Source organism: Nocardioides luteus (assembly GCF_014648595.1).
In the GTDB taxonomy this organism is placed as follows: Bacteria; Actinomycetota; Actinomycetes; order Propionibacteriales; family Nocardioidaceae; genus Nocardioides; species Nocardioides luteus.
Genome location: NZ_BMRK01000003.1, coordinates 399,632 through 414,845 on the forward strand (window position 1 = coordinate 399,632; position 15,214 = coordinate 414,845).

At 69.5% G+C, this 15,214-nt stretch carries 15 protein-coding genes; 9 read left to right on the plus strand and 6 right to left on the minus strand.

Translation table 11 applies throughout. The features are described from left to right. Nucleotides 1-32: 32 nt before the first annotated feature. Nucleotides 33-788: an HAD family hydrolase gene (locus tag IEY81_RS06385; RefSeq protein ID WP_189117611.1), complete on the minus strand. Its 756-nt coding sequence runs from the start codon at nt 786-788 to the stop codon at nt 33-35. A gap of 203 nt (nt 789-991) precedes the next feature. Between IEY81_RS06385 and IEY81_RS06390 the strand changes: the two genes are divergently transcribed. Then, nucleotides 992-1,606 (plus strand): TMEM165/GDT1 family protein, encoded by a 615-nt coding sequence (locus IEY81_RS06390; protein WP_229787425.1) that lies wholly within the window; start codon nt 992-994, stop codon nt 1,604-1,606. 21 nt (nt 1,607-1,627) lie between these two features. On the opposite strand, the gene IEY81_RS06395 is transcribed toward IEY81_RS06390, so the two are convergent. The 3 genes from IEY81_RS06395 to IEY81_RS06405 all read right to left on the minus strand — a co-directional run bounded on the left by IEY81_RS06395 (nt 1,628) and on the right by IEY81_RS06405 (nt 4,469). Beyond that, nucleotides 1,628-2,860: an RNA polymerase sigma factor gene (locus IEY81_RS06395; protein WP_189117612.1), complete on the minus strand. Its 1,233-nt coding sequence runs from the start codon at nt 2,858-2,860 to the stop codon at nt 1,628-1,630. Between the two features lies 1 nt (nt 2,861). After that, nucleotides 2,862-3,239: a YciI family protein gene (locus IEY81_RS06400; protein ID WP_189117613.1), complete on the minus strand. Its 378-nt coding sequence runs from the start codon at nt 3,237-3,239 to the stop codon at nt 2,862-2,864. Between the two features lie 132 nt (nt 3,240-3,371). After that, complete coding sequence (locus IEY81_RS06405; RefSeq protein ID WP_189117614.1) at nt 3,372-4,469, minus strand: alkene reductase; 1,098 nt, start codon at nt 4,467-4,469, stop codon at nt 3,372-3,374. Nucleotides 4,470-4,586: 117 nt separating this feature from the next. On the opposite strand from IEY81_RS06405, the gene IEY81_RS06410 reads away from it, so the two are divergent. Both IEY81_RS06410 and IEY81_RS06415 read left to right on the plus strand, forming a co-directional pair. Next, a complete protein-coding gene (locus tag IEY81_RS06410; protein ID WP_189117615.1) occupies nt 4,587-4,946 on the plus strand; it encodes a MerR family transcriptional regulator in 360 nt (119 codons plus the stop codon). Between the two features lie 68 nt (nt 4,947-5,014). Next, nucleotides 5,015-5,845: a nicotianamine synthase family protein gene (locus IEY81_RS06415; protein WP_189117616.1), complete on the plus strand. Its 831-nt coding sequence runs from the start codon at nt 5,015-5,017 to the stop codon at nt 5,843-5,845. Here the strand turns inward: IEY81_RS06415 and IEY81_RS06420 are convergent. Continuing rightward, nucleotides 5,842-6,729, minus strand: coding sequence for an LLM class flavin-dependent oxidoreductase (locus IEY81_RS06420; RefSeq protein WP_189117617.1), 888 nt, complete (start codon nt 6,727-6,729; stop codon nt 5,842-5,844). The genes IEY81_RS06415 and IEY81_RS06420 overlap by 4 nt on opposite strands. A gap of 167 nt (nt 6,730-6,896) precedes the next feature. On the opposite strand from IEY81_RS06420, the gene IEY81_RS06425 reads away from it, so the two are divergent. The 3 genes from IEY81_RS06425 to IEY81_RS06435 are packed head-to-tail and all read left to right on the plus strand — an operon-like array spanning nt 6,897 to nt 9,897. After that, nucleotides 6,897-7,325 carry a YciI family protein gene (locus IEY81_RS06425; protein ID WP_189117618.1) on the plus strand — a complete coding sequence of 143 codons (429 nt, stop codon included), beginning with the start codon at nt 6,897-6,899 and terminating at the stop codon, nt 7,323-7,325. A 56-nt stretch (nt 7,326-7,381) separates the two neighbouring features. Then, nucleotides 7,382-8,611, plus strand: coding sequence for an RNA polymerase sigma factor (locus IEY81_RS06430; protein ID WP_189117619.1), 1,230 nt, complete (start codon nt 7,382-7,384; stop codon nt 8,609-8,611). 20 nt (nt 8,612-8,631) lie between these two features. Further along, a complete protein-coding gene (locus IEY81_RS06435; RefSeq protein WP_189117620.1) occupies nt 8,632-9,897 on the plus strand; it encodes an Nramp family divalent metal transporter in 1,266 nt (421 codons plus the stop codon). A gap of 36 nt (nt 9,898-9,933) precedes the next feature. Here the strand turns inward: IEY81_RS06435 and IEY81_RS06440 are convergent, their stop codons facing one another. Beyond that, nucleotides 9,934-10,734: a siderophore-interacting protein gene (locus IEY81_RS06440; RefSeq protein ID WP_189117621.1), complete on the minus strand. Its 801-nt coding sequence runs from the start codon at nt 10,732-10,734 to the stop codon at nt 9,934-9,936. A gap of 201 nt (nt 10,735-10,935) precedes the next feature. Between IEY81_RS06440 and IEY81_RS06445 the strand changes: the two genes are divergently transcribed. From IEY81_RS06445 to IEY81_RS06455, 3 genes are read left to right on the plus strand one after another with little or no spacing between them, the layout of a single operon-like run. After that, a complete protein-coding gene (locus IEY81_RS06445) occupies nt 10,936-12,486 on the plus strand; it encodes a hypothetical protein (protein WP_189117622.1) in 1,551 nt (516 codons plus the stop codon). A gap of 57 nt (nt 12,487-12,543) precedes the next feature. Further along, complete coding sequence (locus IEY81_RS06450) at nt 12,544-13,563, plus strand: DUF2332 domain-containing protein (RefSeq protein ID WP_189117623.1); 1,020 nt, start codon at nt 12,544-12,546, stop codon at nt 13,561-13,563. Nucleotides 13,564-13,614: 51 nt separating this feature from the next. Further along, the gene (locus IEY81_RS06455) at nt 13,615-14,874 is read left to right on the plus strand and encodes an MFS transporter (protein ID WP_189117624.1); all 1,260 of its coding nucleotides are present in this window, start codon (nt 13,615-13,617) and stop codon (nt 14,872-14,874) included. Nucleotides 14,875-15,214: the final 340 nt, after the last annotated feature.

The window sequence follows — 15,214 nt, forward strand, 5'->3', positions numbered from 1 at the left end:
CTCCGCGCCGCCGGCGGGTGGCCGAGGCGGGATCAGCGCGAGGATCTCCGCGATCCCCAAGGCACCACGTTGCCGGAGACGAAAGTCCGCGATTCGGACTCCGTCCGGGGCGTCGGCAGACCGACGATGCCGACGAGCTCGCCCAGATCGCCGACCGCTGGACCGGCCCACTCGGGGTCGCTCTCCTCGTCGGCGCCGAACCGCACGGCTCGCATCCCCGCCGCCTCGGCGCCGCTCAGCTCACCGTCGGCACCGTCCCCGACATAGACGCACTCCCCGGTCCGCACCTCCAGCGCGGCCGCGGCGACGAGATAGGCGCCGGAGTCGGGCTTGCGTACGCCGGTCTCGCAGGAGAACGACACCGCGTCCACGTGGTCGGCGAGCGGGCTGTGCGGCCAGATCGCGACGGTCTCGGCCCCGCAGTCGGCGACGAGACCGAGCTTGAAGCCGCGCCGGCGCAACGACTCGAGCGCCGGCAGCGCCCAGGTCGCGCCGTGCAGCGAGAGGGCGTAGTCGAGCCACCGGGCGATCGCGCTCTCCACCTGCGACTCGGTGGGGCTCCCGCCGACCTGCCTGGCCAGATAGCGCACGGTGTGGTGCACGTCGGCCATCAGGCCGCGTACGCGCTCGTCGTACGTCTCCACGACCGCAGCCGCGAACGCCTCGGGATCGACCCCGAGATCGGCGCCCATCGCCCGGGCCACCGCGTCGTGCTCGGCAGGATGCCCGCTCGGGACGAGGGTGTCGTGCAGGTCGAAGAGGACCGCGCGCACCTCGGCCTCGTCCATGGCGTCAGCCTAACCAGGATCGGGGCTCTGCTGAAGGACTTCGCACGACCGCTAGAGTGGGGCCCGAAGGGGAGTAGTCCTCAACAGTCGCGTCGACATACTGGCCTCGGGCCCGGCGCGATCGGCCACCAGGTGGCGGACGAGACCTTCGACCAAGCATCCATGCCAACGCACGGTGCCGGTCGAAGGAGAGGTCCGTCCTCGTGCAGCTCCTCCGGCCGGCGCCGGAGAGGAACTCCGTGTACGCCTTCCTGCTGTCGACCGCGGTCATCTTCGTCGCCGAGCTCGGCGACAAGAGCCAGCTCATGGCGATGACCTTCGCCACCCGCTACCGCGCTCGAGACGTGATCCTCGGGATCACCGCGGCCACCGCGATCGTCCACCTCGCCTCGGTCGGTATCGGTGCCCTCATCGGGGACGCCTTCGCCGACTACCAGCACCACATCACCATCGTGGCGGGCGTCGCCTTCCTGCTCTTCGCCCTCTGGACCCTGCGCGGCGACGAGCTCACCGAGGACGAGGCCAAGAAGGCCCGCAACAGCCGGGGCATGGCGATCATCGCCGTCGGGATCGCGTTCTTCCTGGCCGAGCTCGGCGACAAGACCATGCTCGCGACGATCACCCTGGCCACCCAGGAGGGCTGGCTCGGCACCTGGATCGGCTCCACCGTCGGGATGGTCGCCGCCGACGCCCTCGCCATCGGTGTCGGCGCGCTCCTCGGCCGCAACCTTCCCGAGAAGGTGATCAAGTACGGCGCCGCCGCCCTGTTCGCGATCTTCGGGATCGTCCTGATCCTCGACGGGGTGGTGCAGCTATGACCGCCGCTCCCTGCCGGGCGGTCACTCCCGGTCGAGCGCCTCGACCCGGCGGTTCAGGTAGCGCTGCTCCGGCACGCTGCGGGTCAGCCGCGCCGCGAGCAGGTAGTGCTCGCGAGCCGTCGTGAGATCGCCGGACTGCTCCAGCAGGTGCGCCAGCACGGCATGGGCACGGTGGTGACGCTGCATCGCCGGATGCTCCAGCAGGTCACGTACGATCTCGATGCCGTGGTCGGGGCCCAGGCTCATCGCCACCGCGACCGCCCGGTTGAGCGTGACGGCCGGCGACGGCGCGACCTGGGCGAGCATGCCGTAGAGCAGGTTGATCTGAAGCCAGTCGGTGGCTTCGTACGACTCGGCCTCGGCGTGGACCGCGGCGATCGCGGCCTGCAGCTGATAACGACCGACCGGTCCCTCCGGCAGCACCGTCTCGAGCAGCCGGACGCCTTCGTCGATCAGGGCGCGGTCCCACTGCGAGCGGTCCTGGTCCTCGAGCGGGATCAGGTCGCCGAGGTGGTCGACGCGGCCGCGCGAGCGGGCCTGGGTCAGCAGCATGAGCGCGAGCAGGCCGGTGGCCTCGTCGTGCTCGGGCAGGATGCCGTGGACCATCCGGGTCAGCCGGATGGCCTCCTCGGTGAGCTCGACACCCTGTAGCTCGGGGCCGCTGGTGCGGGTGTGGCCCTCGTTGAAGATCAGGTGGCACACGTCCAGCACACAGGCGATCCGCTCCGGCAGCTCGTCGGGCGCCGGCGAGCAGAACTCCTCGTTCTTCAAGGTCGCCCGCGCGCGGCTGAGCCGCTGCCCCATGGTCGCCTCCGGGACCAGATACGCAGCCGCGATCTCGGCCGTGGTCAGACCGCCCACGCACCGCAGCGTGATCGCCACCTGCGAGGGGCGGCGCAACGTGGGATGGGCGCACATCATCATCAGCCGCAGCGTGTCGTCGTAGGCCGAGCCGATCTCCGGGGCCGACGGGTCGGGCTCGTCGAGCCGTCGGGCGATCCCGTCGGCGACCTCGCGCCGGGTGCGAGCCGAGTCGGACCGCAGCTGGTCGATCAACCGCCGGTGGGCCACCCGGATCAGCCAGGCACGGGGATCGGCGGGCAGACCGTCGCAGGCCCACTGCCGACTGGCTGCGATCAGCGCCTCCTGGGCGGCGTCCTCGCAGTCGGGAAGGTCTGGGTGCACCCGCAGCAGGGCGCCGAGGACGTGTGCGGACTCCTGCCGCCACACGTCCTCGACTCCCGACACCGTCATGTCAGTAGGTTGCCACCGGCCGCAGCTCGACCGTCTCACCGGGGCCGCTGAAGCTGCGTACGACCTCTTCAGCGCGCTCCTGGGACTCCACGTCGATCAGGAAGAACCCGGCCAGATGCTCCTTCGCCTCGGAGTAGGGGCCGTCGGTGACGACCGGCTCCCCCGCCTCCCACCGATAGAGCCTGGAGGTCGCCGGGTCCGCGAGCGCCTGGCCGCCGAGGAGCTCCCCGTTGGCGGAGAGCTCCTCCAGGATCGACTCGAACGCGGCGCTGAGCTTCTCCCTGGCCTCCTCCGGCAGCGACTGGAGCTCCGGGATGAAGTCACCCGTGGGGTGGCCCCACGGCTGCGGGTTGGAGTGGATGAGGATGACGTACTTCATGACAGTTCCCTCTCGCGGGCGCCCTTCGTAGGTGCCCTCCGTAGGCGTGCTTACGAGGGATACGTCGGAGCCGGTCTGCGTAGTTCTACATGGTCGCAGAACCCGGCTCGGAAGTCGCCGGATCCGCCGACCTCAGGCGACCTGCTCCTGGTGGGGCGGGTAGTCGATGAAGCCCCGGTCGCCGCCGGTGTAGTACGTCTCCACGTCGGCCTCCGCGAGCAGGAGCCCGTGCCGCAGGCGCTCGACGAGGTCCGGGTTGGCCAGGAAGGGCCGGCCGAAGCTGATCAGGTCGGCACCCAGGCCGAGCCAGTGGTCGGCAGAGGCGCGGTCGGTGGCGGTCGCCCCGAAGATCGCGTCGCCACGGGTCAGCCAGGAGCTGGGGTTGATGATGAGCGACTGCTTCCAGCGGCGGCGCATGTCGAGCAGCACCTCCCCCGGTGCGGTGGCGACGAGGTGGACGTAGACCGGGTCGAGGCGACCGAGCTCGTCGAGCAGGGCGCCGTAGAGCTCCGGCATCCCGTCCTCGACCACGTCCCCCAGGCCGGCGCCGGGCGAGAGCCTGATGCCGACCCGGTCGGCCCCGATGGCGTCGACGGTGGCCGACATCGCCTCCACGGCGAACCGGATCCGGTTGGCGATCGAGCCGCCGTAGCGGTCGGTGCGGAGGTTCGCGTTGGAGGAGAGGAACTGGCTGATCAGGTAGCCGTTGGCGCCGTGCAGCTCCACGCCGTCGAAGCCTGCGTCGATCGCGCGTCGGGCCGCTGCTGCGTACGACTCGGCCTGCTCGGCCACCTCGCTGGTCGCGAGCTCGCGAGGCTCGAGAGCGGGCACGAAACCGGCCGCGGTGAACACGTGCGCGTTCGGCGTGACCGCCGAGGGCCCCACGGGCTGCACACCGGTGGTCTCCACGTGGCCCATCCGGCCGCCGTGCATGATCTGGGCGAAGATCCGTCCACTCTCGGCGTGCACTGCGTCGGTGACCTGGCGCCACGACTCCGCCTCGGCGTCGCTGCGCAGGCCGGCGATCCCGGGGCTGGCCGATCCGACCAGGTTCGGCGGGACGCCGTCACTGATCAGCAGGCCGGCGCTCGCACGCTGGGCGAAGTACGTCGCCATCGACTCGGTCGCCAGGCCGTCGGCGGTGCCGCGGGCCCGGGTCATCGGCGCCATCACCACGCGGTTGGGCAGGGTGAGGTCGCCGAGCCGGTGGCTGGTGAAGAGATCGGACACGTTGTTTTCTCCTTTGTCGGGGTCCGGTTCGATTACGCTAGAACCTGACATTGACGTCAGAGGCAAGTCTTGTGGCCGGGATCACCTGGCCCTGAGTGTCGAGAACGGAGAAGAACGATGCGGATCGGGGAGCTCGCCGAGCGAGCGGGCGTGAGCGTGCGGTCGCTGCGCTACTACGAGGAGCAGGGGCTGCTCCAGAGCGAACGCAGCGCGAGCGGGCAGCGGCACTATCCCGAGGAAGCGGTCGACCGGGTCGTCTTCGTGCAGCGGCTCTACGCCGGTGGGCTCTCCAGCCGGACCATCCTCGAGGTGCTCCCCTGTGTCGACAACCCGAGCGCCGACAGCGCCGACGCGGCCTTCGATCGGATGCTCGTCGAGCGCGCCCGCCTCGACGATCACATCAAGGACCTGCTCCGCACCCGCGACGCCCTCGACGAGCTCATCGAGCTCAACCGCGGCTTTCGCGCGACCGTCTGACCCGTCTGGCCCGTCTGATCCCTGATACACCTGCGACGGATGTGACGGATGTGGAATCGTGACCGGTTGTGAATCCGGGAGCGTTCGAAGCCGTCGACGAACGTCTCGTCTCCACCCTCGACGATCTGCTCGCCCAGCAGTCGCTCGAGCCCGGCATCGTCGTCGACGCGCTGTTCAACCGGCTGGTCACCGCGGTGCTGAGCGTCCCGGCGCCGGCTGCCGAGGCGGTGCTGGCCGCGCTGCCGTCCTCACACCCGCCGGCGGCCTTCCGCTCCGTGGCGTCCACCGGGGAGCACGCGCTCGAGCGCGTCTGGGCCGAGCGGATCGCGCGCTCCCCGGACCCGGCTGTGACCTTCGCCGGCTTCCCCTACCGCGAGAACTACCGGCTCCTGGTCGAGATGGAGCTGCAGGCGGTACGCCGCCAGGGCACCGAGCCGCGACAGGTGCTGCTCCTCGGGTCGGGGCCGCTGCCGCTGACCGCGCTCTGCCTCGCTGACCTCGGCGTCGCGGTGCACTGCGTCGACCATGATGCCGACGCGATCCGGCTCTCCTCTTCGGCTTTCGGGCGGCTCGGCGTCGGTGGCATCACCTTCGAGCACGCCGAGGCCGCCGACGCCCGGCCGCCGGGCCCTGTCGACGTCGTGCTCCTGGCCGGCCTGGTCGGCGCCGACGATGCCGCCAAGGCCGCGGTGCTGGCCAGGGCGGTCACCCACCTCGCCCCGGGCGGACTCGTCCTGGCACGGAGCGCCCGGGGGCTGCGTACGTTGCTCTATCCGCAGGTGGGCCCGGCAGCGCTGGCCGGTCTGACGGTCCTCGCCGAGGCAGACCCCGAGGTCGACGCGCCCGGGACGGACGTGATCAACAGCGCGATCCTCGCCCGCCCGGCCGAATACACCTAGAGCGCGGGGTCGATGACCTCGGCCTTGAGCTGCGCCGCGCGCTCGATGCGCTGGTCGCCGGTGGCACCGAGGAAGCGGGTCGGCAGGATGAACTCGTCGAACCCCTTCTCGACGTAGCGGCCGATCAGGTCCTGCAGCTCGCTGACCGAGCCGGTCTGCGTCATGCCGGACGGGCCCGGGTTGTCGCCGTCGAGGTCCAGGTTGAGGTTGACGGTCGTCCGCATGGTCGCGGGGTCACGACCCACCTGCTCACAGGCCTCCAGCAGCTTGGCCCGCACCGCGCCGGCGCTCTCGGGCGTGCCCCAGGTGTTCCACTCGTCGGCGTGGCGCGCCACGACGCGGAGCATCCGCGGACCCTTGGCGCCGACCAGGATCGGCAGCGGCGAGGCGACCGGCTTCGGCTCGCACGGAGCGTCGGTGAGCTGGAAGTGGGTGCCCTCGAAGGTGGTGCGCGGCTTGTCGAGCAGCGACCGGGTGACCTCGATCGCCTCCTCGAACCGGTCGACGAGCACCTTCGCGCTCGGCAGCTCGACCCCGTAGGCCCGGTGCTCGTTGATCTGCCACCCGGCACCCATCCCCAGCACGAAGCGCCCACCGGCGATGTGGTCGATCGTCGCGGACCGGTTCGCGAGCAGCGCCGGGTGGTGGAAGGTCGTCGGGGAGACCAGGGGCCCGATGCGTACGTTCTGGGTGGTCGCGGCCAGCGCCGGCAGGATCCCCCAGACCTCGTGCATCGGCCCGTCGTCGATCTGCTCGGTGCCGGTGTTGGGCATGTAGTGGTCGGCGACCCACACGCCGAACCAGCCGGCCTGGTCAGCAGCCTGCGCCTCGGCGAGGATGTCAGCGGTGGGATAGACGAGGTTGGGCCACAGTGAGATCTTCACGCTCCCCAACCTACCCATCCTCCGGTGGTCGAGCCTGCCGAGACCGTGGAGCCTGTCGAGACCACCTTCGAAAAAACATTCATCTCGTTGTCGATCCCGAGCAGACCTCGTTCGACCAAGGGGTGAACGGGCCGGAGAGCGGCCCGACCGACACAGGAGAAACCGAGATGCCGAAGTACATGCTGATCTGGCGCACCGTCGACGAGGAGAAGCAGAACGCCGCGATGGCCGAGATCCCCTTCGAGCAGATGCTCGAGAAGATGGGCAAGCTCAACGACGAACTCATCAAGTCGGGCGTGCTCCTCGCCATGGAGGGCCTCGACCCGGAGGAGCACACCGTCGTCACCTACGCCGACGCCGAGGAGGCACCGGTGGTCACCGACGGTCCCTACGGCGAGACCAAGGAGCTCTTCGGAGGCTTCTACCTGATCTCCGTCGCCTCCAAGGAGGAGGCCGTCGAGTGGGGCAAGCGCCTCTCCTACTTCCCCGGCTCCGCCGTCGAGATCCGCCGGGTGCCGACGATCGACGAGTTCCCGCAGGACAACCCGTGGATCCAGAAGGAGCTCGACTGGCGCACCAAGACCGGCCAGCTCTGACCCGAACCGCCGCCCGGTGGTCGAGCCTGTCGAGACCACCTCACGAGGAGCATCAGATGAGTGACGCGACGCGCGCCGTCGAGGCGATCTGGCGGATCGAGTCCGCCCGCATCGTCGGCGCGCTCGCGCGCTATACCGGCGACTTCACCCTCGCCGAGGACTCCGCCCAGGAGGCCCTCGCCGAGGCCCTGGTCGCCTGGCCGCGCGACGGTCAGCCGGCCAACCCGGTCGGCTGGCTGATGACCACGGCCAAGCGGCGCGCGATCGACACCATCCGCCGCGCCGGTGTCCAGCGGGAGAAGTACGCGGCGATCGCCCACGAGCAGGACGAGGCGTACGCCGACGACCTGGATGTCGAGCGCATCGACGACGACGTGCTCGCGCTGATGTTCGTCTCCTGCCACCCGGTGCTGTCGAAGGAGGCGCGGGTGGCGCTCACGCTCCGCGTCGTCGGCGGCCTGAGCAGCGAGGAGATCGCCCGCGCGTTCCTCGTCCCGGTGCCGACCATCCAGGCGCGGATCACCCGAGCCAAGAAGACGATCGCTGCTGCGAAGGTCCCCTTCGAGGTGCCGCCGCCCGACGAGCGCCGCCAGCGGCTGCCCGGCGTGCTCAACGTCCTCTACCTGATCTTCACCGAGGGGTCGACCGCCACCTCGGGCGATGACCTGATCCGCACCGATCTCGCGCGTGAGGCACGGAGACTGACCCGAGTGCTGATCGGCGTGCTGCCCGACGAGCCGGAGGCGTACGGCCTGCTTGCGCTCATGGAGCTGACCGCCTCGCGTTTCCCGGCCCGCACCGACGCTGCCGGCGACCCCGTCCTGCTCGAAGAGCAGGACCGCACCCGCTGGGACCAGGGTGCCGTACGCCGCGGCCTGGCCGCCCTCGAGCAGGCGACGCCGCGCGGCCTGGGCCCCTATGGCCTGCAGGCGGCGATCGCCGCCACCCACGCCGTCGCCGACTCGGTCGAGACCACCGACTGGGAGCGGATCATCGTCCTCTACGAGGCACTGGGCCGGATCGCCCCGAACCCGATCGTCGACCTCAACCGCGCCGTCGCGGTCGCGATGGCTCACGGACCTCTGCGAGCGCTGGAGCTGGTCGACCGGATCGCCGCGGACAAGCGGCTCGACCACACCCATCTCCTCCCGACCGTACGCGGCGAGCTGCTGCGCCGGCTCGGCCGAACCGTCGAGGCGCGTGCCGAGCTGGAGCGGGCTGCGCAGATGTGCACCAACGAGCGCGAGCGGACAGTCCTACGACAAAAACTCGCTGATCTTCCTTAAAACGGGGTATACCTGCGCTCATGTCACATGCAACGACGCCAGATACCTCCGAAACCCCACGTTGGCGGATCCTGGGTCCTGGCCTCGTCGTGGCCGCGACCGGCGTCGGCGCAGCCGACCTGGTCGCGACCCTGATCGCAGGCAGCAAGTTCGGCTACGCCCTGCTCTGGGCGGTCGTCATCGGCTGTGTCCTGAAGGTGGTCCTGGTCGAGGGCGCCGGGCGCTACAGCCTGGCCACCGGCGAGACGATCTTCCAGGGCTGGCGTCGTCTGGGCATCTGGACGACCCTCTACTTCGGCCCCTACATCGTCATCTGGGGCTTCATCTACGGCGCCGCGGCGATGGCCGGCACCGGCCTGGCCCTGGCGGCGCTCTTCTCGTTCGCCTCGGTGAAGGTCTGGGGCATCCTGTCCGGCCTGATCGGCCTCGCCATCGTGTGGGCCGGCCGCTACAGCCTCTTCGAGAAGTTCCTCGCCATCCTGGTGGGGATCATGTTCGTCACCATGGTCGCGGCCGCGATCGTCACGCTCCCCAACATCCCGGAGCTCCTCAAGGGTCTCGCCCCGATCATCCCGGACGGTGCTCTCGTCAACGTGCTCTCCGTCGCCGGCGGCGTCGGCGGCACGATCACCCTGGCGGCCTACGGCTACTGGCTGCGTGAGAAGGGCTGGCACACCCCGCAGTTCATGCGGGTCATGCGGATCGACAACACCACCGCGTACGTCGTCACCGGCATCTTCGTGATCGCCACCCTCATCGTCGGCGCGGAGCTGCTCTACTCGGCCAAGATCGCTGTCGGCACCGGCGACCAGGGCATGCTCGACCTCTCCAAGGTCCTCGCCGACCGCTACGGCAACTGGTTCGGCAAGCTCTTCCTGATCGGCTTCTGGGCCGCTGCGATGTCGTCGCTGGTCGGTGTCTGGAACGGTGTCAGCCTGATGTTCGCCGACTTCATGGGCACCATCCGCGGCAAGGCCGACAAGCCCGAGGCGAAGAGCGGCGGCATCTGGTACCGCGCCTACATCCTCTGGCTCACCTTCCCGCCGATGATCTGGCTGCTGGTCGCCGACGAGCCCGCCTGGCTGATCCTCATCTACGGCGTCCTCGGCGCCTTCTTCATGCCGTTCCTCGCGGTCACCCTGCTCTGGCTCCTCAACACCCGGCACACCCCCGCCGAGTGGCGCAGCAAGTGGGTCTCCAACATCGGCCTCGTCATCTGTGCGCTGATCTTCGCCTGGCTCGCCTTCGACCAGGTACGCACCTCCATCAGCGGCCTCTTCGACTGATGTTCGGGCGCCGGCGGATCGGCGAGCCAGACTGACCTAGGCCTGCGCCTTGCCGATCCGCCAGTAGCCCGAGAACGTGATCCGCGACTTGGGCACCCCGAGGGAGACGAGGTGGCGGCGCCCCTCGGCGGGGAGCGTGCGCTCGCCGGCGAGGTAGGCCGAGAGCGTGGCGGGCGCCTCGGGCGTGAACGCCTTCACCGCGGCCAGGGCCGGGGCGCCGGGCTGCTCGCCGGAGTCACCGCGAGCCACCCATCGCACCTCGACGCCCTCGGGTGCGGTGACGTCCTGGACGTCGGCCATGTCCGGGATCTCGATGATCGCCAGGCCGCGGGCGTCGCGCGGCATGTCGCGGAGGATCCCGAGGATCGCGGGCAGCGCGGACTCGTCGCCGGCGAGCAGGTGGAACGAGGCGTCGGCGGCGTAGTCGAAGCCGGTGCCCTGGTCCATCAGCACGACCCGCTCCCCGGGCTGAGCGCCACGAGCCCACGGTCCGGCGATCCCGTCGTCGCCGTGGGCGACGAAGTCGACGTCGATCTCGCCGAGCTCGGGTCGATGCTCCCGCACGGTGTAGTTGCGCAGCGGCGGTCGGTCGGCGTGCCGCACGTACTTGAGATAGTCGATCGTGCCGAGCTTCTCGGGCACCACGTCGAAGTTGGTGGCCACACCGCCCGGCCGTGGCAGGAAGAGCCGGAACCACTGGTCGAAGCCGCGTTGCGGGAGGCGGCGGAGGTCGTCGCCGGTCAACGTCAGGCGCACCATGTGTGGCGTCACCTGCTTGTTGTGCAGCACCTCGGCGGCGTACAGACCTTTTAGCCTGCGGCCCTCGTTGAATCCCATGCCCGGCTCCGTCCATCAAGTAAGGGTCACCTTACTTCGCCGAGCGTAGCGCTACGGACCGGGCTGTGCCGAGAGGCGCCCAGAAACTCGTGCGAGCTCGTTCACCACCTGATAATCTCCGGCAGCCGCCGTAGCGGCATGAACCCGCCGCGGTCCCTCAGCCACGCCTTCAGGCGCCGCCGGCCATAGCCTGGAGCACGAATGATCACCTCCCGCCGTCGGCTGCGCCTGGGCGCAGCGACCGCCGTCGCCCTGCTGGCGACCCTCGCCCCGGTCACCGCCGCGTCGGCCACCACCGACACGACCGCCCCGAAGATCTCCACGACCGCCATCAAGCAGTGGCTCGGTCCCGGCGACATGAAGTGGCGCGGCGCCTTCTGGAGCGCGAACCCGGCCTACTCCTGGTCGAGCTCCGACAACGTCGGCGTCGCCTCCCACGAGGTCCAGACGTGGATCGGCAGCGGCAAGGGGTCGCGCCTCGGAGCGAGCACCTGGTCGAGCACCGCCAAGTACGCGAAGACCTACGCAGGCTCCCGGCGGTCGGTACACGTCGAGGTCGGCGAGGGCGAGCAGGCCTGCCAGCGGGTACGCGCCACGGACGCCGCCGGCAACCGCAGCGCCTGGTCCGGCTGGCGCTGCACCTATGCCCCCTTCGGCGAGGACACCGTCGACGGCGCCTGGGACCCGTCCGCGTTCAGCTTCAAGCTGCGCAAGACCGGCACCGCCAACGACCGCATCTCGACCGTGCCGGTCAAGGCCACCGGCGTCCGCATCCGGGTCGCCACCGGCCCCTCGCGAGGCAAGGCGAAGATCCACATCGGCTCGACCTACCTCGGCACCGTCTCCGCGACCGCGAAGCGGTCCGGCAGCAAGTACGTCACCCTCCGCAGGTCGTCGACGTTGACCGGTCGCATCAAGGTCCGCGGCATCTCCAACACCCCCAAGTCCTTCCTGGTCACCGGGCTGTGGGCGCTGCGCTCCACCTCGAAGCTGTCCAGCGCGACCATCGGCCATCCGGCCACGCCCGCCGAGTACTCCGAGCCCGGTCTGCCGGCACCGGTCGCGTCGTCGGACACGACGAAGCCGCGGATCACGAAGTTCGCCTTCGCTCCCGCGTGGCCGAGCAAGCGGGCCGGCAACGGCATGTACCGAGCGACTGCGTCGTGGTCCGCGGCCGACAACGTCAAGGTGACCGGCTACCTCTACCAGGAGAAGCGCGCCGCCGGCGGGACCTCCCACTTCGGCGCCTCCACCACCTACACCACCCAGACCACCCAGACCCGCTGGCCCGACTACGACGGCGACACGATCTGCCTCCGCGCACGTGCCCGCGACGCCGCCGGCAACCTCTCCTCGTGGACCGGCTGGAAGTGCTCGGTCGCCCCGATCACCGTCCTGGGCGGCAACTGGGCGAGCGGGGGCTTCCCCTCGATCGCCGGCTCCGCATGGGTGTACGCCGCGGTCTCCCCGCGCACTTCCGACCAGACGATCGACCGGTTCGCCGCCAAGGCGCTTCGCCTCAAGGTGCGCACGGGCCCGACCCGGGGCAAGGCCAAGATCTACGTCGGTGGCACCCACTTCGGCACCGTCAACACCTACGCGAAGAAGAACGGCTCGAAGTGGGTCGTGGTCCGCCACAAGCGCGAGGTGCGCGGCCGCATCCGCGTCGTCGCAAAGACCAAGAAGGTCTACGTCGGCCCCGTCTACGTCATCAAGGACGTCTCGAAGGCGGTCCGCACCGAGATCGGCTGAGATCCCGACCCACACCCCGGAGCGACTGCTGTTGCGGGGTGGGAGGATCCTGAGGTCATGACGTTGGCGGACCTCTTCAGAGATCACTTCGGTCACCAGGAGCATCTCTACGGATGGCTCCTCGACCGCTTCGCGGACGACCTCGAGGCGGGTGGTCCCACCGCGGAGATCTGCCGGGACCACCTCGACGCCTCCCGAGGGGATGCGGTGCAGCTGCGGCTCCTGGCCGCGCTGCACCGCATCGTGCTCCGCGGTGACGCCCCCGAGCTCGAGCGCTTCTACCCGAACCTCGGCGGCAACGACGCGTACGCCGATGCCTGGCCTCTCTTCGCAGAAGTGATCGCAACCCATGTCCTCGAGCTCCGGGAGGGCTTGGCGGTGGCGCCGCAGACCAACGAGGTCGGCCGCTCGGCATGTCTCCTGGTCGGCATCTTCGAGGCCGTACGCCGCACCGGCCTGTCCCGCGTCCGGCTGCTCGAGCCCGGCGCCTCGGCGGGCCTCAACCTGCTCGTCGACCGCTATCGCTTCGTCGGTGAGGACTGGGCGTACGGCCCCGAGAGCAGCCCGCTGGCGATCGACACCGAGAGCTCCGGCGTCCGCCCGGTTCCGTTCGAGATCGTCGCCCGGCGCGGCTGCGACCTGGCCCCGGTCGACGTCTCCACCGAGAAGGGCCGGCACTACCTCACCTCCTTCGTGTGGCCGCACCAGGTCGATCGGCACGCCCGTCTCGCAGGTGCGCTGGCGGCCGCGGCGGACGACCCGCCGCTCATCGACGTCGGCTCCGCCGACACCTGGTTGCAGGATCAGCTCGCGGCCCCGGCTCAGGACGATGTCCTGACCGTCGTCTGGCAGTCGATCACCGAGCAGTACTGGCCGACCGAGGTTCGAACCGGCGTACGCGCCGCGATCGCCGAGGCCCGCAGCCGTCTACGGATCGCCCACATCAGCATGGAGGGCGTGCCACCGGCACAGAAGGCCTCGGGCTGGGACGTCCGCAGCGATGGGCCTGCACTTCGCCTCGATGGAGATCTGCTCGCCCGTTCGAGCCACCACGGTCCGCCGTTGATCCTCGAATAGCCCGGGCCGAAGTCGGTTGACGGACCTGGGGTCCGGGTCGAGGCTGGCCCCATGTCCGTCGACGACGACTTCCCCGGCTGGAAGCGCAACGTAGCGATCTTCCTCGCCGGTCAGACGATGTCGCTGCTCGGTTCGATGCTGGTGATGTTCGCCGTGATGTGGCACCTCACCATCGAGACCCGATCCGGATCGGTGCTGATGCTGAGCCTCGTCTTCGGGATGCTCCCGCAGGCCTTCATGTCGATCTTCGGTGGCGTCTGGGCGGACCGACATCACCGCAAGTTCCTGATCATGGGCTCTGACGCCACCATCGCGGTCGCGACCCTGATCCTGGCCTGTCTGATGGCCAGCGGCATCGACGACCTCTGGATCATCTACCTCGCGCTGGCGATCCGATCGGTCTTCGCTGGCATCCAGATGCCGGCGGTCACCGCGATGATCCCCCAGATCGCGCCGGAGTCGCAGCTGCTGCGGGTCAACGGAGCCTTCCAGACGATCCAGTCCGGGATGGCGCTCCTGGCTCCTGCGCTCGCTGCGGTGATCTACGCCAGCATGGACATCGTCGCCGTCTTCTTCATCGACGCCGCCACCGCGCTGATCGGCGTGGGTCTGCTCGCCCTGGTCCCGGTCGCCCGCATCGTACGCACAGACCAGGGAAAGGTCTCCTACTTCGGCGACCTGCGAGCCGGCCTGAAGTACGTCTCCACCCACTCCCACGTGCGCTGGATCATCGTCCTGTTCACGCTGGTCATGCTCATGGTCGGCGCCCCGTCCTATCTGACCCCGCTGATGGTCACGCGTACCTTCGGCGACGAGGTCTGGAAGCTCACCGCCAACGAGCTGTTCTGGGGCTTCGGCATGCTCGCCGGAGGCGCGGCCATGGCGACGTTCGGCCCCAAGATCACTCACCGAATGCGCCTGATGGTCGTCTCGGTGGTCCTCATCGGGCTGTTCGTCGTCGGGCTCGGGGTCTCCACCAACATGTGGGTCTTCTTCGCGTTCGGGCTGCTGATCGGAGTCTTCTTCTCAGCGCTCAGCGCCCCTGCCATGACGATCCTCCAGGAGCGGGTCGAACCCGAGATGCAGGGCCGTGTCTTCGGCATCGTCGGGATCGTCATGTCCGTCGCGATGCCACTGTCCATGGTGGTGTTCGGCCCGCTCGCCGACCAGTTCACCGTCGAGTCCCTGCTGATCCTCGCCGGCCTGCTGCTGTTCCTCGTGGTGGCCGGGATCCTGGCGATCCCGGGCGCTCGTCGGTCTCTCGCCGAGGTCGACCTTCCCCACGATGCAGAGCGCGAGCTGACGAAATGACAGCTGCCCGGCGCCTCGAGGGCACCGGGCAGCTGGAGAAGCTCGAATCAGCGGCTGGTGACCAGCTTGATGGCCACGCCGAGACCCGCGGCGACAACGGCGGCGATGAGCAGCTTCTTGACCATGGGAACTCCTAGTTCGAGATGTTGATACGGACTGCAACTATGACATTGGACCCCGTGCTGCGATCCCCGTCAACGGGGCGTGGCGCGAAGAGACCTCGACAATCATCGCAAACACCTACAAATGGCAGCAGGGCCACCTCCGAAGAGGTGGCCCTGCGCAAAGATATGTCCGGCGGCGTCCTACTCTCCCACAGCCTCTCGGTTGCAGTACCATC